Origin of the sequence: Streptomyces sp. BE303 (assembly GCF_036290945.1) — a bacterium.
Lineage (GTDB): Bacteria > Actinomycetota > Actinomycetes > Streptomycetales > Streptomycetaceae > Kitasatospora.
In genome coordinates this window covers 94415-118351 of sequence record NZ_JAQYWZ010000767.1, presented here as the reverse complement: position 1 = coordinate 118351, position 23937 = coordinate 94415, and the positions used below count along the sequence as shown (strand labels likewise).

Sequence of the window (23937 nt, the reverse complement as noted above, 5' to 3'; positions counted from 1 at the left end):
GCTCCCGGCCCGCCCCCTTTTCACCCCTTCGGGGGATGTGAAGGGGGCGGTTCCCGTCCGGGCCCTCCGTACGGCAGGATTCGTGAATGGAACGCCTGCTGAACCCGCGAGACGTCAGGGACCTGCCCAAGGCCCACCTGCACCTGCACTTCACCGGCTCGATGCGCCCGGCCACCCTGCTGGAACTGGCCGACAGGCACGGCGTCCGGCTGCCGGAGGCGCTCAGCTCCGACCAGCCGCCGAGCCTGCGGGCCACCGACGAACGCGGCTGGTTCCGCTTCCAGCGCCTCTACGACACCGCCCGCTCGGTGCTCCGTGACGAGGACGACATCCGCCGCCTGGTCCGGGAGACCGCCGAGGACGAGCGGCGGGACGGCTCGCGCTGGCTGGAGATCCAGGTCGACCCGACCTCGTACGCGCCCCGGCTCGGCGGGCTGATCCCCGCCCTGGAGCTGATCCTGGACGCCGTCGAGCAGGCCGCCGCGGCCACCGGGGTCGGTATCCGGGTCCTGGTCGCGGCCAACCGGATGAAGTCCCCGATGGACGCCCGGACCCTGGCCCGGCTCGCCGTCCGGTACGCCGACCGGGGCGTGGTCGGCTTCGGCCTCTCCAACGACGAGCGGCGCGGCCTGGCCCGCGACTTCGACCGGGCCTTCGACATCGCCCGCAAGGGCGGGCTGCTCGCGGCCCCGCACGGCGGCGAACTCGCCGGACCGGAGTCGGTCCGCGACTGCCTGGACGACCTGGGCGCCGGCCGGATCGGCCACGGGGTCCGGGCCGCCGAGGACGACCGGCTGATGCAACGGCTGGCGGACCGCCAGGTCACCTGCGAGGTCTGCCCGTCCTCCAACGTCTCGCTCGGCGTCTACGAGCGGCCCGAGGACGTCCCGCTGCGACGGCTGTTCGACGCCGGGGTGCCGCTGGCGCTCGGCGCCGACGACCCGCTGCTGTTCGGCAGCCGGCTGGCCGACCAGTACGGCCTGGCCCGCGACGTCCTGGGCTTCTCCGACGCCGAACTGGCCGAACTGGCGCGCCAGTCGGTGCGCGGTTCGTGCGCGCCGGAGAGCGTGCGGAAGGAACTGCTCGCGGACGTCGACGCCTGGCTGGCGGGCTGAGTCAGCCCGGGGAGTCGTCCCGGGGAGTCATCCCGGAGCCTCCCCGGGAGTCGCCCCGCGATCCCCCGGGGAGGGGCCTCAGAGGGTGACGCCGACCATCACCGGCTCGTTCACCAGCTCCACCCCGAAGGCGGCGCGCACGCCGTCCCGGATCTCCCGGGCCAGCACCAGCAGGTCCTCGGTGGTGGCGGCCCCCCGGTTGGTGAGCGCCAGGGTGTGTTTGGTGGAGAGGGTCGCCGGGCCGCTGCCGTAGCCCTTGCCGAACCCGGCCCTGTCGATCAGCCAGGCCGCCGAGGTCTTGGTGCGGCCGTCCGGCGCCGGGTAGGCGGGGGCGGTCAGCTCGCGCTCGGCGGCCAGTGCCAGGAACACGGCGTACTGCTCGGGGTCCAGCACCGGGTTGGTGAAGAAGGAGCCCGCCGACCAGGTGTCGTGGTCCGCCGGGTCCAGCACCATGCCCTTGCCGGAGCGCAGGCCCAGCACCGCCTCGTACGCCTCGCGCAGTCCGACCCGCTCGTCCTGGGCCACCCCGAAGTGCTTGGCGACCTCGGCGTAGCGGACGGGGGTGGACTGCCCGCCGGCGTCCTCCAGCGCGAAGCGGACCCGCAGCACCACGTAGCGGTCGGGCTCGGCCTTGAAGCGGCTGTGCCGGTAGGAGAAGCCGCACTCGGCGCCGGTGAGGGCGAGCACCTCGCCGGACCGGCGGTCGTACGCGACCACCTCGGTGATCGTCTGGGCCACCTCCTGGCCGTAGGCCCCGACGTTCTGCACCGGGGTGGCCCCGGCCGAGCCGGGGATGCCGGCCAGGAACTCGACGCCGGCCAGCCCGTGGTCGACCGTCCGGGCCACCGCGTCGGCCCAGACCTCACCGGCGGCCAGCTCCAGTGCGGTGCCGTCCAGCGCGAAGCCGGTGGTGGCGATCCGCAGCACCGTGCCGGCGAAGCCGGCGTCGCCGATCACCAGGTTGGAGCCGCCGCCGAGGACCAGCAGCGGCTCGCCCGCCGCGTCGGCCGCGCGGACGGCCGAGACCACCTCGTCGTCGGTGTGCGCGGTCACCAGGCGGCGGGCCGGGCCGCCGAGCCGGAGGGTGGTCAGCGGGGCGAGGGGGGCGTCGAGTTCTTCCAGCACGCCCCCCAGCGTACGGGGCCCCCGTACGCACCCCGCCCGTTCGGGCCGGAGGGTCGGGCCGGCCGGAGGATCAGGCCAGCCGGACGACGGCCCGGGACATGCCCAGCACCTTCTGGCCGCCGTAGGTCGCCACCAGGTCGACCTGGACCCTGCGGTCGTCCAGCAGCTTGGCCACCTTGCCGGTGACCTCGATCACGGAGCCGACCCCGTCGTTGGGCACCGGCACCGGACGGGTGAAGCGGACGCCGTACTCGACCACCGCGGCCGGGTCGCCGACCCAGTCGGTGACCACCCGGATCGCCTCGGCCATGGTGAACATGCCGTGCGCGATGACGTCGGGCAGGCCGACCTCCAGGGCGAACTTCTCGTTCCAGTGGATCGGGTTGAAGTCGCCCGAGGCTCCGGCGTACTGCACCAGTGTGGCGCGGGTCACCGGGAAGGACTGCGCGGGCAGCTCGGTGCCGGCCTCGACCTCGTCGTAGCTGATCGCCATCGGGCTCACTCCCCCGTCTTCTCGTCGGCGGCCCGGGCCACCAGCGTCATGACCGACGTCACCACGTGCTCGCCGGTCTCGTCCGACACCTCGCCACGCACGGTGAGGACGTCGTTGCCCGCCAGTGACTTGATGTTGTCGATGGCGACCTCGACGGTCAGCCGGTCACCGGCCCGGACCGAGCGGGTGTAGACGAACTTCTGGTCCCCGTGCACGACCCGGCTGTAGTCCAGGCCCAGCTCGGGGTCCTGGACCACCTGGGCGGCGGCCCGGAAGGTGAGCATGAACGGGAAGGTCGGCGGGGCGATCACGTCCGGGTGACCGAACGCCTTGGCCGCCTCCTGGTCGGTGTACGCCGGGTTGGCGTCGCCCACGGCGGCGGCGAACTCGCGGATCTTCTCCCGGCCGACCTCGTACGGCTCGGTGGGCGGGTACGTCCGCCCGATGAAGGAGGGGTCGAGTGCCACGGGCAACTCCTCGGAAGCGCGTTGGATGACAAAAAAACTCCGGACCGCAACCCAATGAGGATTGCGGCCCGGAGTCGTAGACCTGGTTCACACAGGCCCGGTGCCCTGCAACAGGGTCAACGGGTCTCGCGGTGCGCGGTGTGCGAGTTGCAGCGGGGGCAGTGCTTCTTCATCTCAAGACGGTCCGGGTCGTTACGCCGGTTCTTCTTGGTGATGTAGTTCCGCTCCTTGCACTCCACGCAGGCCAGCGTGATCTTCGGGCGGACATCGGTGGCAGCCACGGGAGTGCCTTCCTTGTACAACAATGAATGAGAACAAAGACAAGAGTAGCCGACCGGGAGTGCGATCTCCCGACCGACTACGCGGAGTAGCGGTGACCGGACTTGAACCGGTGACACAGCGATTATGAGCCGCTTGCTCTACCAACTGAGCTACACCGCCACGGTGATCCTGAACACGGCCGAAGCCGGTCCTCTCTCACCAGAGCCCCCATGCGGAATCGAACCGCAGACCTTCTCCTTACCATGGAGACGCTCTACCGACTGAGCTATAGGGGCGAACGAGGAAGAGATTACACGTTCCGCGCCCAGAGGTGAAATCCGTATCCCGCCGCGAAGTCCGCAGGTGGACGGCCTGCACTGGCGAGCGATCGAAGGCAGCGCGTTCGACCGGCCCGGTCGGGCAGCGGCCCGACCCGATACGACTATTGCCCGCCTCCCTGCGCCCCGCCCCTGCCCGCCGTAGGCTCGTCGCTCATTGATCGGAACCGGGACGGGGCCGTGGACAGCGGGCCGGGCCGGCACGAAGAGGGAGCCGGGCGATGGACAGCGCAGCCGCCGACGGGCCGCAGCCCGGACCCGGCCCGGCGGCCAACCCGCTCGGGCACGGCCCCGTCCTGCTCCTCACCGACGCACGGCTGGCCGACGGCCGGGTGGTGGACGTCCGGATCAGCGGCGACCGGATCCAGGCCGTCGGCACCTCCGGCGGTCTCGGCCCGCTGCCGGCCCTGCCCGGCGCCCCCACCGTCACCACCGGCGCCCGGATCGACCTCCGCGGCTACCTGCTGCTGCCGGCCCCCGCCGAGGTGCACGCCCACTACGACGTCGCCTTCTCCGCCGCGCTGCCCGCCCCTCCGCCGGAGACGCCCTCCGACCTCACCCGGCGGGTCACCGAGGCCGCGCTCACCTCGCTCGGCTACGGCGCCACCGCCCAGCGCACCCACGTCCGGATCGGCGACGTGCACGGGCTGCGCCGGCTGGAGGCGGTGCTCACCGCCCGCCAGGCGCTGCGCGGCCTCGCCGACCTGCAGGCCGTCGCCATGCCCCGGCTGCTCACCGGCCGGGCCGGTGCGGACGGCCGGGCCCAGCTGCGGGACGCGCTCAAGCTGGGCGCCACCGCGGCCGGCGGCTGCCCCGAACTGGACCCGGACCCGGCGGGCTTCGTCCAGGTGCTGCTGGAGGCCGCCCGGGAGGCGGACTGCCCGGTGGACCTGCACACCACGGCCGCCGACCCGGGACAGCTGGCCCGGCTGGCCGGGGCGCTCGGACCGCTGCGGCCGCGGGTGGTGCTGGGGCCGTGCGGGTCGCTGGCGCCGGGCGCCTCGGCGGTGCTGGCCAGCAGCGGGGTCCGGGTGGTCTGCCTGCCGCAGAACGGCGGTTGCTCCGGTCTGGAGGGCCCGGCGGTCGGGCTGCGGCACTCGGTGCTGCGCGAGCTGGTGGAGGCGCGGGTGCCACTGGTGGCGGGCAGCGGCTCGCTGCGGGACGGCGCCAACCCGGTCGGTCGGGCCGATCCGCTGGAGGCCGCGTACCTGCTGGCGGCGGGCGGGGTGCTGAGCCCCGACGCGGCGTACGACACCGTGTCCAACCAGGCGCGGGCGGCGCTCGGGCTGCCTCCGGTGCGGGTGGACGCCGGCTTCCCGGCCGAGCTGCTGGCGGTCCGCGGCGACAGCCTGGCGGGGGCGCTGGCCGGCGGGCACAGCCGGCTGGTGGTGCACAGCGGACGCGTGGTCAGCCGGACCAGCGCGGTGCGGGAGTTCGCCGACACGGTGGCGCTGGCGCTGCCCCGGCAGTCGGGCAGCGCGGGCGGGGGGTGACCGGCCGCAGCGCGGGCGCCCGGGCAGGGGCGGTCGCCCTGCTCCGAACAGGCGGCAGGGGCGCGCAGTATCGACCGCGCGCCCCTTCCCCCACCCTGGCCGCCGAGGCGGCGAAGCGGCCCCAGGCATCCCCCACATGGAGCGGGGCCGCTTCCTCACCGCTGACGCTACGCCCGCGAACCGCCCCCACCGCCCCCTCCTGACGCCCTCCTGACGCCCGGAGGTCCGCTCCTGACGGCTCGTTGACGCCGCCCGCGCACCGCGCGGGCCTCAGGGCTCGTACCGGTAGCCGATCCCGGGTTCGGTGATCAGGTGGCGCGGGCGCGCCGGATCGCGTTCCAGCTTGCGGCGCAGCCCCGCCAGGTAGACCCGCAGGTAGTTGCCGCGCAGCTCCCGGTCCGGCCCCCAGACCTCGCGCAGGATGCGCCGGCCCGGCACCAGCCGGCCCGGGCTGGCCAGCAGCAGGGCCAGGATCCGCCACTCGGTCGGGGTGAGCCGGACCGGACCGTCCGGACCGGTGACGGTGGTGGCGGCGAGGTCCACCGTGTGGTCGCCGACCAGCACCGGCACGGGCGCGGGCGGGCCGGCCCGCGGGCGGCGCAGCACCGCCCGCAGCCGGGCCAGCAGCTCCTCCATCAGGAACGGCTTGGTGAGGTAGTCGTCGGCGCCGGCGTCCAGCGCGTTCACCTTGTCGGCGCCGCCCGAGCGGCCGGACAGCACGATGATCGGCACCGCGCTGCGGCTGCGCAGGCCCCGGATGACCTCCATGCCGTCCAGGTCGGGCAGGCCGAGGTCGAGCAGGACGGCGTCCGGGGCGGTGTGCGCGGCGCGGTCCAGCGCCTCACCGCCGGTGGCGGCGGTCCGCACGGCGTACTGCCGGGCGCTCAGGTTGACCCGCAGGGTCCGCAGCAGGGCGGGCTCGTCGTCGACGACCAGGATCTCGCTCATGCGGGGACCCCTCCCGGGTGCCGCTCCCCCGTGCCGGGCCCGGTCTCGTCCGGACGGCCCCCGTCGGGCCCGTACGGCCCCGCGGCGGGCAGGGTGAGCAGCATGGTGGTGCCGCCGCCGGGGGTGTCCTCGACCTCCAGGCTGCCGCCCATGGCCTCGGCGAGGCCGCGGGAGAGCGCGAGGCCCAGGCCGACGCCGGTGGTGTTGTCGGTGTCGCCGAGGCGCTGGAACGGCAGGAAGACCCGGTCGCGATCCTCGGGGGCGATGCCGGGGCCGCGGTCGATCACCCGGACCTCGACCCGGCCCCGGTGGTGGCTGGCGGCCACCAGGACCGGCGCGCCGGGCGCGTTGTGGCGCAGCGCGTTGGCGATCACGTTGGCGAGGACGCGTTCCAGCAGCGGCGGGTCGGCCAGGACCGGCGGCACGTTCTCCAGGTCCAGCGGCTGGACGGGCGCGTACGGGTCGGGCAGCGAGTCGAGGGCGCGCGGCAGGATCTCGTCGACGTGGGTCTCGGCGAGGTGCAGGGTGAGCGCGCCGGCCTGGAGGCGGCTCATGTCGAGCAGGTTGTCGACCAGCCGGGTGAGCTTGACCAGGGATTCGTCGGCGGTGGCCAGCAGTTCGGCCCGGTCCTCGGGCGAGAACTCGACGTCCGGGCTGCGCAGCGAGCCGACCGAGGCGAGCGCGGCGGCCAGCGGGGTGCGCAGGTCGTGGCTGACCGCGGCGAGCAGGGCGGTGCGCATCCGGTCGGCGGCCTTGATGGGTTCGACCTCGGCGGCGACCACCGCGAGCCGGTCGCGTTCCAGCGCGGCGGCGACGTGCGCGGCGAAGGCGGTGAGGACGCGCTGGTCGGCGGCGGGCAGCCGGCGTCCGGTGAGGACGAGGACGGCGTCGGCGCCGACCGGGACCTCGGTGGCCTCGGCCGGCTGTCCGGGTTCGGGCTCGCCCCCGCCGTCGCAGGCGGCCAGCACCTCGCCGCCGGTGCGCTCCAGCAGGGCGACGGCGTGCATGCCGAAGGCGGTGCGGGACTTCTCCAGCAGGGCGGGCAGGGCGTCGGCTCCGCGCAGCACGCTGCCGGCGAGGGTGGAGAGCGTCTCGGCCTCGGCGGTGGCCCGGGCGGCCCGGGCGGTGAGCCGGCCGGCGTGGTCGACCACCGTGGAGACGGTCAGCGCGACGGCGGCGAAGACGGTGAGGGCGATGATGTTGTTGGTCTCGCCGATGGTGAAGGCGTGGACGGGCGGAATGAAGAAGTAGTTGAGCAGCAGCGAGGCGACCACCGAGGCCACCAGCGCGGAGGTCGCCCCGCCGAGCAGGGCGACCACGACCACGCCGAGCTGGAAGATCAGCGCGTCGGTGGTGAGGTTGACGGTGTCGTGGGACTGCGAGAGTCCGGCGGTGATCAGCCAGGGCACCACCAGCCCGGCGAGGAAGCCGGTGACGGTGCGGCGCCTGGAGTGGCGGCGGCCGAGCGACGGCAGCCGGCCGCGGCCGGTGAACTCGTGGGTGACCATGTGGACGTCGATGTCCTCGGAGGCGTCCACGGTGGTCTCGCCGATTCCCGGGCCGGTCAGGAAGCGGGTGGTCCGGCCGCGCCGGCTGGTGCCGAGGACGAGCTGGGTGGCGTCGTGGGCCCGGGCGAAGGCGAGCAGCGCGGTGGGGATGTCGTCGCCCACCACCACGTGGTAGCTGCCGCCGAGGTTCTCGACGAGCTGCCGCTGTTGCGCGAGTTCCCCCGACGAGGCCCCCGCCAGGCCGTCGCTGCGGGTGACGTGGACGGCGAGCAGGTCGCCGCCGGCGGTGCGGTCGGCGATCCGGGCGGCGCGGCGGACCAGCGTCTCGCCCTCGGGGCCGCCGGTGAGGGCGACCACGACGCGCTCGCGGGCCTCCCAGACGCGGTCGATGTCGTGGCTGGCCCGGTAGTCGCGCAGGCCCTCGTCGACCCGCCCGGCCACCCAGAGCAGGGCGAGTTCGCGCAGGGCGGTGAGGTTCCCGACCCGGAAGTAGTGGGAGAGCGCGGCGTCCACCTTCTCCGCCTTGTAGACGTTGCCGTGGGCCATCCGCCGGCGCAGTGCCTGCGGGGCCATGTCGACGAGCTCGATCTGGTCGGCCCGGCGGACCACCTCGTCCGGGACGGTCTCGCGCTGCGGGATGCCGGTGATCTTCTGGACGACGTCGTTCAACGACTCCAGGTGCTGGACGTTGACGGTGGTGATGACGTCGATCCCGGCGTCCAGCAGCTCCTCGACGTCCTGCCAGCGCTTGGTGTGCCGGCCGCCGGGGACGTTGGTGTGGGCCAGCTCGTCGACCAGGACGACGGCGGGCCCGCGGGCGAGCACGCCGTCGAGGTCCATCTCCTCGAAGTCGCCTTCCCGGTAGGAGCGGTGGACCCGCGGGAGGACCTCCAGACCGGCGAGCATGGACTCGGTGTGCCGGCGGCCGTGGCACTCGATGTAGCCGACCACCACGTCCGCGCCGCGGTCCTGTCTGCGCCGCGCCTCGTCCAGCATCCGGTAGGTCTTGCCGACACCGGGGGCGGAGCCGAGGTAGACCCTCAGCCGGCCTCGGCGGTGGCCGGTGCCGGGAGCGAGGTCGCGGACCATGGGCGCTGCTCTTTCGTCTGCGCACGAGGCGGCTTCTGGGGCGGGGGCGGGGGCGGAGGTCAGGGGCGAGGGGCGAGGCGCGAGGGTGGCCGGGGGCGGTCCCCGGAACGGGGCGGTTCCGGGGGCCGGAACGGACGGCGGCCGACCCGGGCGCGGGGCAGTGCCCCGGCCCGGGTCGGCCAGTCTCACAGGTCCGGCCGGTCGGCCGGCGCGCGTTGCGTCCGCACGCCCTCCGCGCTCACTTCTGCTGCGCCAGCGCGGCGTTGAGTCGGACCACGTTCACGCCCGGCTCCCCGAGGAAGCCCAGCGAGCGGCCCTCGGTGTACTTCTCGACCAGCTTCTTCAGCAGCTCGGGCGAGACGTTGCCACGGGCCTTGGCGACCCGGTCGACCTGCTGCTCGGCGTAGGCGACCGAGATGTGCGGGTCGAGGCCGGATCCGGAGGCGGTGACGGCGTCCACCGGGACGCTCGCCGGGTCGACGCCGTCGAACGCGGCGACGCCCTTGCGGCGCTCCTCGACCGTCGCGGTGAGGTCCTCGCTGGTGGGGCCCAGGTTGGAGGCGCCGGAGCTCTTCGGGTCGTGGCCGCCGGCGGAGGGCCGGGGCTGGAACCACCTCGGGTCCGGCAGCGCGACCTCGTCCGGGTCGTCCGGGTTCTGCTTGGGCAGGTCGTAGCTCTGCGCCAGCAGGCCGGAGCCGACCTCCTTGCCGTCGACCCTGACGATCGAGCCGTCGGCCTTGTCGGGGAAGGCGGCCTGGGCGATGCCGGTGACCAGCAGCGGGTAGGCGATACCGAGGATCACCGTCATCACCAGCAGCATCCGCAGGGCGGTGAGGTGCGTGCGCACGGTGGTGGGCAGGGGCTTGGACACGGGGGTTCTCCTCTCTCAGCTCAGGCCGGGGACGAACTGGACGACCAGGTCGATCAGTTTGATCCCGGCGAAGGGGACGACGAGCCCGCCGAGGCCGTAGACCCCGATGTTGCGACGCAGGAGCGAACTGGCGTCGGAGGGGCGGTACTTCACCCCGCGCAGGGCGAGCGGGATGAGGCCGACGATGACCAGGGCGTTGAAGACGATCGCCGAGGTGATCGCGGACTGCGGGCTGTGCAGGCCCATGATGTTGAGCTTGTCGAGGCCCGGGTACACCGACGCGAACATGGCCGGGATGATCGCGAAGTACTTCGCGACGTCGTTGGCGATCGAGAAGGTCGTGAGCGCGCCGCGGGTGATCAGGAGCTGCTTGCCGATCTCGACGATCTCGATCAGCTTGGTGGGGTTGGAGTCGAGGTCGACCATGTTGCCGGCCTCCTTGGCCGCCATGGTCCCGGTGTTCATCGCGACACCGACGTCGGCCTGGGCGAGGGCCGGGGCGTCGTTGGTGCCGTCGCCGGTCATCGCGACCAGCTTGCCGCCGGCCTGCTCCTTCTTGATCAGCGCCATCTTGTCCTCGGGGGTGGCCTCGGCGAGGAAGTCGTCCACGCCCGCCTCCTCCGCGATCGCCCGGGCGGTCAGCGGGTTGTCGCCCGTGATCATGACCGTCCTGATGCCCATCCGGCGCAGCTCGTCGAAGCGCTCCCGCATGCCCTCCTTGACCACGTCCTTGAGGTGGATCACGCCGAGGGCCTTCGGGGCCGCGGGGCCGGCCTTGGAGGCGACCAGCAGCGGGGTCCCGCCGGCGGCCGAGATGCCGTCGACCAGCTCGGCTACGTCACGGCCGACGGTGCCGCCGTTCTCGGTGACCCAGGTGGTGACCGATCCCGCCGCACCCTTGCGGACCCGGTGCGGACCGTCGGGCTCGTCGAGGTCGACGCCGGACATCCGGGTCTGGGCGGTGAACGGCACCCAGGTGGCGTGCGCCAACTCGCCCTGGGCGCGGGCGCGCAGGCCGTACCGCGTCTTGGCGAGGACGACGATCGAGCGGCCCTCGGGGGTCTCGTCGGCCAGCGAGGAGAGCTGCGCCGCGTCGGCCAGCTCCTCGACCGTGACGCCGGCGGCCGGGAGGAACTCGGCGGCCTGGCGGTTGCCGAGGGTGATGGTGCCGGTCTTGTCGAGCAGCAGGGTGTTGACGTCGCCGGCGGCCTCGACCGCGCGGCCGGACATCGCCAGCACGTTGCGCTGGACCAGCCGGTCCATGCCGGCGATGCCGATCGCGGAGAGCAGCGCGCCGATGGTGGTCGGGATGAGCGCCACGATCAGGGCGACCAGCACGATCATCGACTGCGGGGCGCCCGCGTAGGTGGCCATCGGCTGCAGGGTGACGACCGCGACCAGGAACACGATGGTCAGCGAGGCCAGCAGGATGTTGAGCGCGATCTCGTTCGGCGTCTTCTGCCGGGCGGCGCCCTCGACCAGGGCGATCATCCGGTCGATGAAGGTCTTTCCGGGTTCGGAGGAGATCTTCACCACGATCCGGTCGGAGAGCACCCTGGTGCCGCCGGTCACGGCGGAGCGGTCTCCGCCCGACTCGCGGATCACCGGCGCGGACTCGCCCGTGATCGCCGACTCGTCGACGCTCGCGACGCCCTCGACGACGTCCCCGTCACCGGGGATGATCTGGCCGGCCTCGACCACGACGTGGTCGCCCAGGCGCAGCGACGCACCGGGGACCTCCTCCTCGCCCCGGCCCGCGGGCCAGTCGGTGAGCCGCCGGGCCACGGTGTCGGTCCTGGTCCGGCGCAGGGTGTCCGCCTGCGCCTTGCCACGGCCCTCGGCGACGGCCTCGGCCAGGTTGGCGAAGACCGTGGTCAGCCAGAGCCAGACGGTGATCGACCAGGCGAACACCGACGGGTCGGCTATCGCGCAGACCGTGGTGACGACGGAGCCGACCTCGACCACGAACATGACGGGGTTCTTGACCATCACGCGCGGGTCGAGCTTCTTCACCGCGTCCGGCAGGGCGGCGAGGAGCACCTTCGGGTCGAGCAGGCCGCCGGCCGCTCTGTGCGGCGCCTCGGCGGGCGCCTCCGGCCGGGGGGCCGGCTTCTCGGTCAGGGTGGAGGACATCAGGAGAGACCTTCCGCGATCGGCCCGAGAGCCAGGGCCGGGAAGTAGGTGAGGCCGACGACGATCAGGACGACGCCCGACAGCAGGCCCACGAACAGCGGCTTGTGGGTGGGCAGGGTGCCCGGGGTGGCGGGGACCGGCTGCTGCTGTGCGAGCGCGCCGGCCAGGGCCAGGACGAAGACCATCGGCAGGAACCGGCCGAACACCATGGCCAGGCCGATCGCGGTGTCGTACCAGTCGGTGTTGACCGTGATGCCGGCGAACGCCGAGCCGTTGTTGTTCGCGCCCGAGGTGAACGCGTACAGCACCTCGGAGAAGCCGTGGGCACCCGAGTTGAGCATCCCGGCCCGCTGACCCGGCAGCGCCATCGCCACACCCGTACCGACCAGCACGAGCGTCGGCGTGGTCAGGATGTACAGGGAGGCGAACTTCATCTCCCGCCCGCCGAGCTTCTTGCCCAGGTACTCCGGGGTGCGCCCGACCATCAGACCGGCCACGAACACCGCGACGATCGCCAGCACCAGCATCCCGTACAGGCCCGAGCCCACACCGCCGGGCGCGATCTCGCCCAGCATCATGTTGAACATCGTCAACCCGCCGCCGAACGCCGAGTACGAGTCGTGGAACGAGTTCACCGCACCGGTCGAGGTCAGCGTCGTCGACGCCGCGAACAGACCGGACGCCGCGATACCGAACCGCTGCTCCTTGCCCTCCAGAGCCCCGCCGGCCGCCTGCATCGCCGAACCGGCGTGCTGCGACTCGGAGAAGGTGATCAGCGCCACCGACGCCGCCCAGAACAGACCCATCACCGCGACGATCGCGTAGCCCTGCCGGTGGTCCCCGACCATCCGGCCGAAGGCCCGCGGCAACGCGAACGGGATCAGGAGGATCAGGAAGATCTCCAGGAAGTTGCTCAGACCCGTCGGGTTCTCGAACGGGTGCGCCGAGTTGGCGTTGAAGAAGCCGCCGCCGTTGGTGCCCAGCAGCTTGATGACCTCCTGCGAGGCCACCGGCCCGCCCGGGACCGACTGCGGATCGCCGACCAGCGCGGCCACCTCGTGGAAGCCGTGGAAGTTCTGCACCACCCCGGTCGCCGCCAGCACCAGGGCGAAGACGACCGCGACCGGCAGCAGCAGGCGCAGGCTGATCCGGGTCAGGTCGACCCAGAAGTTGCCGACCCGGTCCGTCCGGTTGCGGGTGAAGCCCCGGATCAGGGTGGCGACGACGGCGATGCCGACGGCCGCGGAGACGAAGTTCTGCACCGCCAGACCTGCCATCTGGGCCACGTGCCCCATCGCGGCCTCGCCGCTGTAGGACTGCCAGTTGGTGTTGGCGACGAACGAGATCGCGGTGTTCCACGCCTGGTGGCCCGGCATCTGCTCGACGCCGAGGTTCAGCAGGAGGTGGCCCTGGAGGCGGATCAGGCCGTAGAGGAAGAGGACCGAGACGGCCGAGAAGGCCAGCACCGAGCGCAGGTACACCGACCAGCGCTGGTCGGCGTCCGGGTCCACGCCGATCACCTTGTACAGGCCGCGCTCGGCTCTGAGGTGCCGGGAGGTGGTGAGGATCCGGGCGATGTAGTCGCCCAGGGGCCGGTAGCACAGGGCCAGTGCGCCCACCAGGGCGAGGACCTGCAGCCAGCCCGCGAGAGTGGAGCTCATGTCAGAACTTCTCCGGGTAGATCAGCGCCACGACGAGGTAGCCGACGAGGGCGACGGCCACGATGAGACCTGCGACGTTCTCGGCGCTCACAGCTTCTCCACCCCCCGCGCGATCAGGGCGATGACGGCGAACACGGCGACCGTGACACCGACGTAGATGAGATCGGACATGGGCTCCACCACAGTGGTTCGGAGGTGGCCGCGGCCTGCGTAGAAGGGGCGGGGCGCGGCACCGGCGGCGGGCCGGCTACGCCAGCCAACCGCCCTCACGGCGCGTCAACGGCGTTCTTGACGCCCTCCATACGGCGTACGTTCGATTGTTGACGGGCTCCATACGGGCCCGGGGGCGGCGGGGCCGGGGCTCCGTGCGTAGGGGGTCGCAGCCGGTCACGTCCGGGGTCACGTCCGGGGCCGCTGTGCCGGGTCACCCCACGGGCCCCGGACGGCCGATGCCGTCCGGGGCCCGTGGGGTGACTCCCGTACTCCTGTGCTCCCGTAGTCCTGCGCTCCTGCGCTCCTGCCGCACCCCTGCCCGCGTGCGTCAGGCGTGCTCGGGCGCCGGCAGCTTCTCCCGTTCCGACCGCACCGCCGGCTCGCCGCGCCGGACCGCACCCGGCGCCCGGCGGGACGGGTGGTCGGCCCGGCCGGCCGAGGTCAGCTGCCACGGCACGCTGATCACCATCACCCCCGGGGTGAAGAGCAGCCTGCTCTTCAGCCAGAGCGCCGACTGGTTGTGCAGCAGGTGCTCCCACCAGTGCCCGACCACGTACTCGGGGATGAACACCGCCACCGCCTCGCGCGGGCCGGTCCGGCGGTACTCCCGCACGTACTGGACGACCGGCCGGGTGATCTCCCGGTACGGCGAGTCCAGCACCTTCAGCGGCACCGCCACGGCCAGCTCCCGCCACTGCCGCTCCAGTTCGCCGGTGGCGTCCGGCTCCACGGCGACGGTGAGCGCCTCCAGCGAGTCCGGCCGGAACGCCTCGGCGTAGCCGAGCGCCCGCAGGGTCGGCTTGTGCACCTTGGACACCAGCACGATGCCGTGCACCTTGGAGGGCCGCACCGACTCGGCGTCCGGGTCGTCCACCGTCAGCTCCTCGGCGACGCTGTCGTAGTGCCGCCGGATGCCGCGCATCATCACCCAGAGCACCGCCGCCGCGACCACGGCCAGCCAGGCGCCCTGGGTGAACTTGGTCAGCAGCACGACGACCAGCACCAGCGCGGTGGTGACCGCACCGAAGGAGTTGATCACCCGGGACCGCAGGGCGCCGCCCCGGACCGCCGGGTCGGTCCCGGTCTCCAGGGTGCGGTTCCAGTGCCGCACCATGCCGATCTGCGACAGCGTGAAGGAGGTGAAGACCCCCAGGATGTAGAGGTGGATCAGGCTGGTGACGTCCGCGTCGTACAGCCAGAGCAGCCCGCCGGCCACCACCGCGAGCGCGATGATGCCGTTGGAGAAGGCCAGCCGGTCACCGCGGGTGTGCATCTGCCGGGGCAGGTAGCGGTGCTCGGCCAGGATCGAGGCCAGCAGGGGGAAGCCGTTGAACGCGGTGTTGGCCGCCAGGATCAGCACCAGCGCGGTGACCGCCTGGATCGCGTAGAAGAGGACGCTCCCGTCGCCGCCGAAGACCGCCGCCGCCAGCTGGGCGATCACGGTCTGCTGGGGCGCGGTCGTGCAGTCGCCGGGGAACCCGGTGAGGTGGCAGGCGTCGTCGGCGATGTGGACGTCGGACACCAGCGCCAGCGCCGTGATGCCGACGAACATGACCACGGCCGTGGTGCCCATCACGGCCATCGTGGCGGCGGCGTTCCTCGACTTCGGTGCCCGGAACGCCGGCACGCCGTTGGAGATCGCCTCGACCCCGGTCAGCGCCGTGCAGCCGGAGGCGAACGCCCGCAGTCCCAGCAGCAGCAGTCCCAGTCCGGCCAGGGTGTCCCTGCCGTCCTCCGGCACGATCCCGTACGAGGCGCTGGCCGCCACCGGCGCGTCGCCGAGCACGGCCCGGACCAGCCCGGTGACCACCATCAGCAGGATGCCGCCGATGAACAGGTACGTCGGCGCGGCGAAGGCCTTGCCCGACTCCCGCACTCCGCGCAGGTTCCCCGCCATCAGCAGCACGACGAAGCCGACCGCCAGCTCGACCCGGTGGTCGGCGAGCGAGGGCAGCGCCGAGATGATGTTGTCCACGCCGGAGGCCACCGACACGGCGACCGTCATCACGTAGTCGACCAGCAGCGAGGCGGCCACCACCAGGCCCGAGTTGGCGCCCAGGTTCCGGGAGACCACCTCGTACGAGCCGCCGCCGCTCGGGTAGGCGTGCACGACCTGGCGGTACGACATCACCACGACCGCCATCAGGGCGACCACACCGGCCGCGACCCACGGGGTCAGCGAGAGGAAGGCGGCGCCACCGACGGTGAGCACCAGCAGGATCTCCTGGGTCGCGTAGGCGACCGAGGAGAGCGGGTCGGAAGCGAAGATCGGCAGCGCCAGCCGCTTGGGGAGCAGCGTCTCGCCCAGCTCCTCGCTGCGCATGGCTCTGCCGATCACTAGGCGCTTGAGCGCCTGGGGCACGTTGAACACATGGGCGAGCGTAAGCGCGTCCGGCCGACGCGGAACGGGCCTCCGAGGAGTGTCCGGAACGCCCGGCATCTCCGATCGGCGGGGACGTTCCCGCAGGTCGGGGCCGCTGCGGGCGCGGCACGCCAGGTGGCGCGGGGGCGTTCGGAGGGCATGCGGGGAGCACGGAGGGGGGCCGTTAAGACATCGTCAAGATATGACGATCGGCTCGGACAAATACCCACCATCTCCGCAATTCACCGCCACACGGCGGGCCCTCACATCCGCATCCGGAGCCGGCAGACCACCGCGTCGGTGTGCCGGCGCAGCGCCCGGTCGATGACCGCGCCGCGCCGGTTCTGCAGGGCGCGCTGCCAGGGACGGGCCGGTTCGACCTCGGGGATCAGGACGGTCAGCCGGTCGTAGGCGCGTTCGGCGGCCAGGCGGTTCACGAACTCGGCGATCGGCGGGCCGAGGCGGCGGTGGCCGTCCGGGATGTCCACCAGCGGTACGCCGGGCTGCCACAGTTCCCAGTCCCGGCGCAGGGCTTCGGCCTCGGCCGGGTCGTGGACGACGGTGACGGCGAGGACCTCGTCGCCGAGTGAGAGTGCGGCGGAGAGGCCGTCGCGGGTGAGGCGGGTGATGGCGGTGACGGGCACGAGGACGAGGCTGCGCTGCGGGGTGAGCGGGCCGGGGATCCGGCCGAGTTCCAGTCGCTCGCCGATCCGTGCGTAGCTGCGGTGGACCGCCTCGAAGAGCAGGACGAGCAGCGGCAGGGCCAGGCAGATGCCCCAGGCGCCCTCGGTGAACTTGGTGCCGGTGACGACCAGCGCCGCCACGGCGGTGAGCAGGGCGCCGAAGCCGTTCAGCGCGGCCTTCGCCCGCCAGCGGGCCGGCCGCTCCAGCACCCAGTGGCGGACCATGCCGACCTGGCAGATCGTGAAGCCGACGAACACGCCGATCGCGAAGAGCGGCACCAGGCTGTTGACGTCGCCGCCCGAACCGACCAGCAGCACCGCGGAGACGGCCGCGAGGAACAGCACGCCGTGCCGGTGCACCTGGCGGTCGGCGCGCAGGGCGAAGACGTGCGGCAGGTGGTTGTCGCGGGCCAGCAGGTGGAGCAGGACCGGCAGCCCGCCGAAGGAGGTGTTGGCGGCCAGGCCGAGCAGGACCACCGTGGCGAACTGGACCAGGTAGAAGCCGGCACCGTGGCCGAGCGAGGCGTCGGCGAGCTGGGCGAGGACGGTGACGCCCTCCACCGGCTGGAGGTGGAAGCGGCCGATCAGCACGGCCAGTCCGATCAGCATCACGCCGAGCAGCGCACCCAGTGCGACCTCGGTGTGCTGGGCCCGCTTCACGCCGGGCGTGCGGAAGGACGGCACGGCGTTCGCCACCGCCTCCACGCCGGTCAACGCCGAGCAGCCGGCCGCGAAGGCCTTGAGCAGCAACAGCGCCCCGACGGCGGTCGCGTTGCCGGCCAGCACCGAGGCGTGCCCCTCGGCCGCCGCCGTGCTCACCGGGGCGTCACGGAACAGACCCACCACGACGATCGTCAGGATCGAGAGCACGAACACGGCGGTCGGCGCCATGAACCAGCGGGCCGACTCGGCGATCCCGCGCAGGTTCACCGCCGTCACCAGCGCCAGCACGCCCAGGCAGAGCCAGACCCGGTCCCCGTACAGGCCCGGTACGGCGGAGGTCAGCGCCGCCACGCCCGCCGTCACCGACACCGCCACGTTCAGCACGTAGTCGATCACCAGCGAGGCCGCGGCGGTCAGCGCCGTCCGCCGCCCCAGGTGCGCCTTGGCCACGGCGTACGAACCGCCGCCGTCCGGGAACGCCGCGATCACCTGCCGGTACGAAGCCACCAGCACCGCCAGCAGCACCGCGATCGCCGCCGTCACCGGAAGCGTGAACCCCAGCCCGTACGCCCCCGCCGCGGCCAGCACCAGCACGATCGACTCGGGCCCGTACGCCACGGAGGCCATCGCGTCCAACGACAGAGCGGCCAGGCCGCCGATGGCGGTGAGCCGGTGACGGTCGGCGTCCGCGCCGGCGGCATCCGTTCCTGGCGGTCCGGACCGCCCGGACCGTCCGGACGGCTCGGGCTGCTCGGGCACGACGGCGACGGCCGGAGTGACGGGGCTGGACATCGGGCGGGACCTCCGCAGTCGATCGGATGATCCGATCCTGCGGGCCGCGCACCCGTCCGCCGCCGCCCCCTACGCGTTCCTGACGCTCCGGCGCGCAGCCTTGACACGCCTTTGACGCGGTGGGGACGAGAGGCGGGGTGGGCGGACCGCTGTCCCGGCGGGCGCCGGTTGGGAAGACGATCAGCTCTTACGGAGGACTCCCGGCGCGCTTCCGCACGACCGGGGCTTCTCAGCGGGGAGGCTGAACGGCCCGACCCCACCCCTGCCCCACCACTTTGCTGCCTGGTCGAGGTAATTGCAAGCCATTCGCAATAGTGGCACCGACGCCGACCACTACCCTCCGCACATGAAAAATCACTTCAAGTCGCCATCTCGCGACGGGCTCCGCCCCCGCCGTCCACTCCTCCTGATCGACCTCGACCACACCCTGGTCGAACGCGACGGCGGCGCCGACGCCTGGACACCCGGCTTCTGCACCGCCCACGGCCTCCCCGCCAAAGCCGCCCCCACCGTCTTCGCACTCCTCCGCGCCGACCGGTCCCCGGCCGGCTTCGCCCGGATCGCCGACCACTTCGGCCTGCCGCGCTCCGGTGCGACCCTCTGGGAGGAACACGTCGCCCAGGAGGCCGCCCGCACCCACCTGATCCCCGGCGTCCCCGAAGCCCTCGCCGCCCTCCGCGACGCGGGCTGGACCATCGCCGTCGTCACCAACGGCTCCACCGACATCCAGCGCGCCAAACTCGCCCGCACCGGCCTGCTGCCCGCCGTCGACGCCGTCTGCGTCTCCGAGGAGGCCGGCGCCCGCAAGCCCGCCCCCGCGATCTTCCACCTCGCCGCCACCCGCCTCGGCCGCACCCTGACCGCCGCCGACTGGATGGTCGGCAACAACCCCGCCACCGACCTCCAGGGCGCCCACGCCACCGGCCTGCGCTCCGTCTGGATCACCCCCACCCCACCCCCACCACTCCCCCCGGCCCACCCCGCCCCCACCCACACCGCCCCCGACACCCCCGCAGCCGCCACCCTGCTCCTGACGCTCCGGCCGGCCCCTTCCCCCGGGCCCTCCTGATCGCGGAAAACGAAAAACGGCCCGTGATCAGCGTTTCCGCTGATCACGGGCCGTTCTCAATCCTGTGGCTGGTGCAGGGTTCGAACCTGCGTAGCTTGCGCGGCAGATTTACAGGCCGCTGACGGGACGCGCTCTGACCTGCAGACTCTTGATGCCAGACCGAATCCGGTCCGTGCCTGGTCCGGATCATGGTCTCGACGAGCACAAGTACCTCTCCCCGCAAGGACCCGAGGCGCCAGAGCTGGCACTTGTCTCCACAGGTCCGCCGTAACCCTTGGCCCTGTCTGCGCTGCTTTGACCCCTCCTCAGCCCCTTAAGGCTCTACAGGTCACCGCAGGGAGATCAATCACGACTCGCCCCGCCCACCCATGTAGCAGAGAGCGGCTACTGCGAACACGGCAAACCCCATCACCCGCAGATCCTCTGCGGAGCGCCCGTTCGAAATTCCGGCCACCAGAACAGCCAGTGTGACATACGCCCAGCTTCGTCCCTTATTTGCCATTTTCCACCATTCATCGCTCTTATCACGCTTCTACGTTTAGCCGTGCTTGGGCTAGTTCAATAGAACGTGTCCGGGCCCGTCATAGCGAGGCAGGCGGACAGCTTCGGCAAACTCCGGACATCGAGCAGGGCCCTGACCTAGAGTTTCTCCACAGCAGCCGGACATCAACGGACACCTCCGGACGCCCACGGACAGCTGCGGACAGGGGGAATCCCATGAACGTTGACATTGCCGCACAGTTGCGCACACTCCGCCGCAAGGCAGGCAGCCCCTCCATCAGGGAAATAGCGCGACTGATCGCCAGCCAGGGCAGGCGGCACCAAATGGCAAGATCAACAATTCAAGACAAGCTTTCCGGGAAAAACCCTGCGACGACCGCCCAGGTCCTCTCCATCGTTGAAGCACTGGCAGAATATGCCCGATCCACAGGATTTCCACTTGCACCCGCCGACTACGATTCAAATTCCTGGAGAGAGGAGGTTGCGAAGATCCAAGACCCCCACTTCTTGAAATCAAAAAAAGAACCCCCGAAGGAATCCCCCACGGGAGAAAGTCGACTCAGTCTGGATCTCGCGCCATTTCGTCACGGAGGAATGACCGATGTGGTCCTGCTTATCGAAGAAACGCCATCAACCGAAGCATTCAAATGGCTGCCGGACGTCATCGAGTCCATGAGGCAAGTTCAAATGGATACCACGGGAATTCTGCAGCAGATAGCCAAGGATGCGCCAGAAAATCTAATCCGGAACGTTTCCGCCCTCCATGAGAGATTCCCCCCTGAGCAGCAAGACCCCTCGCCGTGGTCCGCAGGAGAAATGCATATCAACCAAGATATCAGTAAACTCCTAGTGCACGCTGCGCGGGCTCATTCGCCCACACATATTGCTCCGATCATTGTTGGACTTCGCCGAGCCAAAATGGGAATTTATGCACCTCTCTTCATGAGGTGGACGGCGACATGGCACCTCCCAGGCACCCTGAAGGACGCCGCTGGCCGTCTTCGTTCGGCAGGCCTATCAGGCGATGCTCGATTTCTCTATAGCCTGGTGGGAAAGCACCGGTCGGAGAAACATGTCTATGACGTAGTGAAGGCCCTGAATCTCCCCGAAGATCTCGAAGATCGAAAAGCCATCCTTCAAAGTACTGCAGCATCGAGCCCGGGGAGAATGGCGACGGTCGCTAAGGAGATCGAGGATGACTCGCCACAAAACCGACAAGAAATGCTGACGGCCATGATCACTGGAATCCCTTACGGGATGCATGAACAATATGCCGAACATTTTAGCCGAGAAGGATTGAAAGAGCTCTCAAACTTGGCGCTTGCCCAAAACGATGAGCCGCCATTCTAATTCGGACTGCGTAAACGCGGATTCGGACAGACACCCTTGCGCCCTCGACTTCACGCGCGAGCGCGGAGAGATAATGGAGATCCGAGAGAGAGGCCTCTTGAGCATCCGCCCCAAAACTCGCTCAGGAGATGTTATCGGCGATAAGCTGCATGGAATCCACAACAACCACGGCTCCGCCAACAGCTAGCTTGACGTCCTTCCCAGGCTTGTTGGCGTAGCCGATGGTGAGGACACCTGCCGCATATCCCGCTTCTATATCCCGAACAGCATCGCCGATGAAAATGCAATCTTGAGGACGAGTGCCCATAGCTTCCATAGCCTCAAGCAGTAGCCGCGGGTTCGGCTTCATGGAAGAGGGATCGCCCGGGATGCGTCCGAAGACGCCAGCCACATAGTCGCTGAGACCATGCGCGGTCAGGTAGGTCTCGATGGCCACGCTCGCGTTATTGCTGACCACGGAGACCAAGCGTCCGGAGCGGGCGCATGCGTGGAGAACCGATTCTCCGCCCGGCGTCGGGTGGGCGACCTGAACGGCTTCGGTTTCCAGCGCAGCCAGTGCCGCATCCGCGCTCTCCGTGAGATCAGGCCAGACGCCCGCGACCATGCGGAGCAGGGCAAGCGGGTCGCGCTCCTCCTCGGCCCCGGCCGGGGCCTGCTCGCCCGAGGCGAGCAGGCCCTCACGGAGCCGGCGCGCGACCTCCGGGGCGGGGAGGCCGGCGAAGACCGAGCACACCGGACCGTCGAAGTCGAGGAGTACGTGCTTCACCGGCCGCAGCACGTCGGCGAGTTGCTGAGGGGTGGCCATCATGACTGCCGCTCGTACGCGATCGTGCTCCACACGCTGTCGAACCACATCTGGGCCTGCTGGACGTACTGCGATCCGAGCGAGGCGTCGTCCGGGCCAGCGGCGTGGTGGAACAGGGTGGTGTCCTTGCCGGTCACGTCATAGAAGGTGTGGTCGGTGTCGTCGATCGCCACGGTGCGCTCGCGGAGCGGGTAGAAGCCGAAGAACGCCTCCTGCCGGTTCAGGATGTACAGCTTGAACAGGCTGGACGCCCGGTGCACCTTGACCTGAACGCTGGCCTTCTGGACCAAGCCCAGCTCGGCCAGCATCTCCACCGAGTGCGCGATGCCGCCGGCGTTCGTCAGGGCGATGTTGCGGGCGCGCTGCCGTAGGGCGGCCTCGTCCTGGAGCCCGTCGACGAGCACCGGCACGGCCATGGGCGCGGTGGTGTCCGGCAGCAGCAGGCGGACCGTGATGGACTCCGGGGCCAGCCGGCCGGAGCGGACCTTGTCGAGCGGCTCCTGCAGCGCGTTGTGCAGCGTCTCGCTGGAGAACCCCGCGAAGTCGAGGGTCACCTGCTGCTGCGCGAAGGCGGCTTCGAGGTGAGGCCGCAGCCCGACCGGCCGGGATGTCCGCTCCCGTACGAAGGAGCCGCTCCCCTGCCGGGTGACGATCAGTCCCTCGGTGCGGAGCAGGTCTAGCGCCTTGTCCACGGTGCCGCGCGCCACGCCGAAGTGCTTCGCCAGTTCGGGGCCTGAGGGGAGCTTGTCGCCGGTCTCGAAGCCCGGCTTCTTGGTGAGGATCGAGGCCCGCAGAGAGCTGCCGACCTGCTGATACGGGGGGCGCGAGTCGTCCGGGTCCAAGGCCATGGGCCAATGCTAGGGCAGGTGCCCAACAGGCGCGAGAAACCCAACTCTCTTGACATGCCTAAGCAGGTTCTCTATGTTGTGAGTGTCGCACCGAGTGAGACAGGGGTGACACAGAGGGGCCTTCTTTGGGCTGCTCTGACCTGCACGAATGCGCCCGTGAATGGCCGGCCTTCTGCCGCGCCCAGGGCGAAGGGGCCAGGACAGATCGGGCCGAGGCATCCCGGCGCCTTGTCAGATCGGAGACCTAGATCAAAAAGGCCGCGCCCGCCTGTAAGGGCGCAGACCTGCTGGCCGTCCCGGGTGATTGGGGCGGCCAGTGCTGTTGATCAACGTTGGCCGGGCCTGCGAGAACGGGGCCGCCGCGCCTTACTTGGCCGGAGCGTGGCGACCCCTCACGGGCCCACACCCAGAGAAGAGGTTGGCCCATGATGCTGATCATCGCGGGCCAGACGGCCGCGAACCACGACGAGTTCGCTGAGCTGGCGCTCGGCGTGGACGAGCAGTGTTTGCCGGGGTCACTGGCGAGAGCGAGATCGAGCGCGCGGCCCGGATGACCAGCTGTTCCGGACCTTCCGCGACGGCATGGTGCAGGAGAGCGGGTACGGGGTGGTCTGGGCGGCGGCCCGGGCCGAGGTGCTGAGCTCGGACGAGCAGGCCACGCCGCTGGCGAAGCGGCCGTACGACGGTCGGCATGCCGGGATCTCGCTGTGGCTGGCCTCAGGAGTGGCGCCGGCCGAGTGCGCGCGGCGCGCCGGGCACAGCATCGCCGTCCTCCTCCGCGTCTACGCGAAGTGCATCCACGGTGACGAGGACCACGCCAACCGGCTGATCACCGAACGCCTCCAGCGCCGGCCCGGCTGCCCCTGGTCCGCGCCTGGTCCGGAACCGCTGGTCAACGCCGGGATCCGGGCGGCATCAGGTGGGACAAACCTCGCAAAACGGCCATGAAGGCACCGCAACTGTTCGAATGAACGAGAAGGGCCCCTGATCGGCGTTTCCGCTGATCAGGGGCCCTTCTTTATCCTGTGGCTGGTGCAGGGTTCGAACCTGCGTAGCTTGCGCGGCAGATTTACAGTCTGCTCCCTTTGGCCGCTCGGGCAACCAGCCAGGATGTTTTGCCGACCGGGGCTTGCCCCGTTCGACTGGGTA

Annotated in this window: 20 protein-coding genes and 3 tRNA genes; 6 read left to right on the top strand and 17 right to left on the bottom strand. The window is 71.1% G+C overall.

Annotation, left to right across the window (positions count from 1 at the left end; all coding sequences use genetic code 11):
* Positions 1–86: 86 nt before the first annotated feature.
* Positions 87–1115: an adenosine deaminase gene (locus tag PUR56_RS23495; RefSeq protein WP_329885429.1), complete on the top strand. Its 1029-nt coding sequence runs from the start codon at positions 87–89 to the stop codon at positions 1113–1115.
* A 78-nt stretch (positions 1116–1193) separates the two neighbouring features.
* Here the strand turns inward: PUR56_RS23495 and PUR56_RS23490 are convergent, their stop codons facing one another.
* The 6 genes from PUR56_RS23490 to PUR56_RS23465 form a co-directional block, all read right to left on the bottom strand.
* Positions 1194–2237 carry a UDP-N-acetylmuramate dehydrogenase gene (locus PUR56_RS23490; protein ID WP_329950424.1) on the bottom strand — a complete coding sequence of 348 codons (1044 nt, stop codon included), beginning with the start codon at positions 2235–2237 and terminating at the stop codon, positions 1194–1196.
* 73 nt (positions 2238–2310) lie between these two features.
* Positions 2311–2733: a MaoC family dehydratase gene (locus PUR56_RS23485; RefSeq protein WP_329885430.1), complete on the bottom strand. Its 423-nt coding sequence runs from the start codon at positions 2731–2733 to the stop codon at positions 2311–2313.
* A gap of 5 nt (positions 2734–2738) precedes the next feature.
* Positions 2739–3200 (bottom strand): MaoC family dehydratase N-terminal domain-containing protein, encoded by a 462-nt coding sequence (locus PUR56_RS23480; RefSeq protein ID WP_329950363.1) that lies wholly within the window; start codon positions 3198–3200, stop codon positions 2739–2741.
* Between the two features lie 116 nt (positions 3201–3316).
* Positions 3317–3481 carry a 50S ribosomal protein L33 gene (gene rpmG, locus PUR56_RS23475; RefSeq protein WP_006604855.1) on the bottom strand — a complete coding sequence of 55 codons (165 nt, stop codon included), beginning with the start codon at positions 3479–3481 and terminating at the stop codon, positions 3317–3319.
* Between the two features lie 87 nt (positions 3482–3568).
* Positions 3569–3641, bottom strand: a tRNA-Met gene (locus PUR56_RS23470).
* Between the two features lie 43 nt (positions 3642–3684).
* Positions 3685–3757, bottom strand: a tRNA-Thr gene (locus PUR56_RS23465).
* 263 nt (positions 3758–4020) lie between these two features.
* Between PUR56_RS23465 and PUR56_RS23460 the strand changes: the two genes are divergently transcribed.
* Complete coding sequence (locus PUR56_RS23460) at positions 4021–5292, top strand: hydrolase (RefSeq protein ID WP_329885432.1); 1272 nt, start codon at positions 4021–4023, stop codon at positions 5290–5292.
* Positions 5293–5562: 270 nt separating this feature from the next.
* Here PUR56_RS23460 and PUR56_RS23455 read toward each other — a convergent pair whose 3' ends face one another.
* The 8 genes from PUR56_RS23455 to PUR56_RS23420 form a co-directional block, all read right to left on the bottom strand.
* A complete protein-coding gene (locus PUR56_RS23455; protein ID WP_329950362.1) occupies positions 5563–6240 on the bottom strand; it encodes a response regulator in 678 nt (225 codons plus the stop codon).
* Positions 6237–8837: a sensor histidine kinase KdpD gene (locus tag PUR56_RS23450; protein ID WP_329885434.1), complete on the bottom strand. Its 2601-nt coding sequence runs from the start codon at positions 8835–8837 to the stop codon at positions 6237–6239. Before PUR56_RS23450 ends, PUR56_RS23455 begins: the two co-directional genes overlap by 4 nt.
* 238 nt (positions 8838–9075) lie before the next feature.
* Entirely contained in the window at positions 9076–9708 is a 633-nt protein-coding gene (gene kdpC / locus PUR56_RS23445; RefSeq protein ID WP_329950361.1) for a K(+)-transporting ATPase subunit C, read from the bottom strand.
* 15 nt (positions 9709–9723) lie between these two features.
* On the bottom strand, positions 9724–11841 hold the full coding sequence (gene kdpB / locus PUR56_RS23440; RefSeq protein ID WP_329950360.1) for a potassium-transporting ATPase subunit KdpB: 2118 nt from the start codon (positions 11839–11841) through the stop codon (positions 9724–9726).
* Entirely contained in the window at positions 11841–13502 is a 1662-nt protein-coding gene (gene kdpA, locus PUR56_RS23435; protein ID WP_329950359.1) for a potassium-transporting ATPase subunit KdpA, read from the bottom strand. Before kdpA ends, kdpB begins: the two co-directional genes overlap by 1 nt.
* A gap of 1 nt (position 13503) precedes the next feature.
* Positions 13504–13593 (bottom strand): K(+)-transporting ATPase subunit F, encoded by a 90-nt coding sequence (gene kdpF, locus PUR56_RS23430; RefSeq protein ID WP_238863773.1) that lies wholly within the window; start codon positions 13591–13593, stop codon positions 13504–13506.
* 450 nt (positions 13594–14043) lie between these two features.
* Positions 14044–16038, bottom strand: coding sequence for an APC family permease (locus PUR56_RS23425; RefSeq protein ID WP_329950423.1), 1995 nt, complete (start codon positions 16036–16038; stop codon positions 14044–14046).
* 302 nt (positions 16039–16340) lie between these two features.
* A complete protein-coding gene (locus PUR56_RS23420; RefSeq protein ID WP_329950358.1) occupies positions 16341–18215 on the bottom strand; it encodes an APC family permease in 1875 nt (624 codons plus the stop codon).
* Between the two features lie 346 nt (positions 18216–18561).
* Here PUR56_RS23420 and PUR56_RS23415 point away from each other — a divergent pair, with 346 nt between their 5' ends.
* Positions 18562–19284 (top strand): HAD family hydrolase, encoded by a 723-nt coding sequence (locus PUR56_RS23415; RefSeq protein ID WP_329950357.1) that lies wholly within the window; start codon positions 18562–18564, stop codon positions 19282–19284.
* A gap of 717 nt (positions 19285–20001) precedes the next feature.
* Entirely contained in the window at positions 20002–21135 is a 1134-nt protein-coding gene (locus PUR56_RS23410; protein ID WP_329950356.1) for a hypothetical protein, read from the top strand.
* 121 nt (positions 21136–21256) lie between these two features.
* Here PUR56_RS23410 and PUR56_RS23405 read toward each other — a convergent pair whose 3' ends face one another.
* Together PUR56_RS23405 and PUR56_RS23400 are read right to left on the bottom strand one after the other, a co-directional pair.
* Positions 21257–21943 carry an HAD family hydrolase gene (locus PUR56_RS23405; protein WP_329950355.1) on the bottom strand — a complete coding sequence of 229 codons (687 nt, stop codon included), beginning with the start codon at positions 21941–21943 and terminating at the stop codon, positions 21257–21259.
* Positions 21940–22788 (bottom strand): GntR family transcriptional regulator, encoded by an 849-nt coding sequence (locus tag PUR56_RS23400; RefSeq protein WP_329950354.1) that lies wholly within the window; start codon positions 22786–22788, stop codon positions 21940–21942. The genes PUR56_RS23405 and PUR56_RS23400 overlap by 4 nt, the downstream gene beginning before the upstream one ends.
* Before the next feature lie 425 nt (positions 22789–23213).
* On the opposite strand from PUR56_RS23400, the gene PUR56_RS23395 reads away from it, so the two are divergent.
* Both PUR56_RS23395 and PUR56_RS23390 read left to right on the top strand, forming a co-directional pair.
* Entirely contained in the window at positions 23214–23342 is a 129-nt protein-coding gene (locus PUR56_RS23395; protein WP_329950353.1) for a hypothetical protein, read from the top strand.
* A 28-nt stretch (positions 23343–23370) separates the two neighbouring features.
* A complete protein-coding gene (locus tag PUR56_RS23390) occupies positions 23371–23736 on the top strand; it encodes a hypothetical protein (RefSeq protein WP_443034551.1) in 366 nt (121 codons plus the stop codon).
* Positions 23737–23814: 78 nt separating this feature from the next.
* Here the strand turns inward: PUR56_RS23390 and PUR56_RS23385 are convergent.
* Positions 23815–23895, bottom strand: a tRNA-Tyr gene (locus PUR56_RS23385).
* Between the last annotated feature and the right edge of the window lie 42 nt (positions 23896–23937).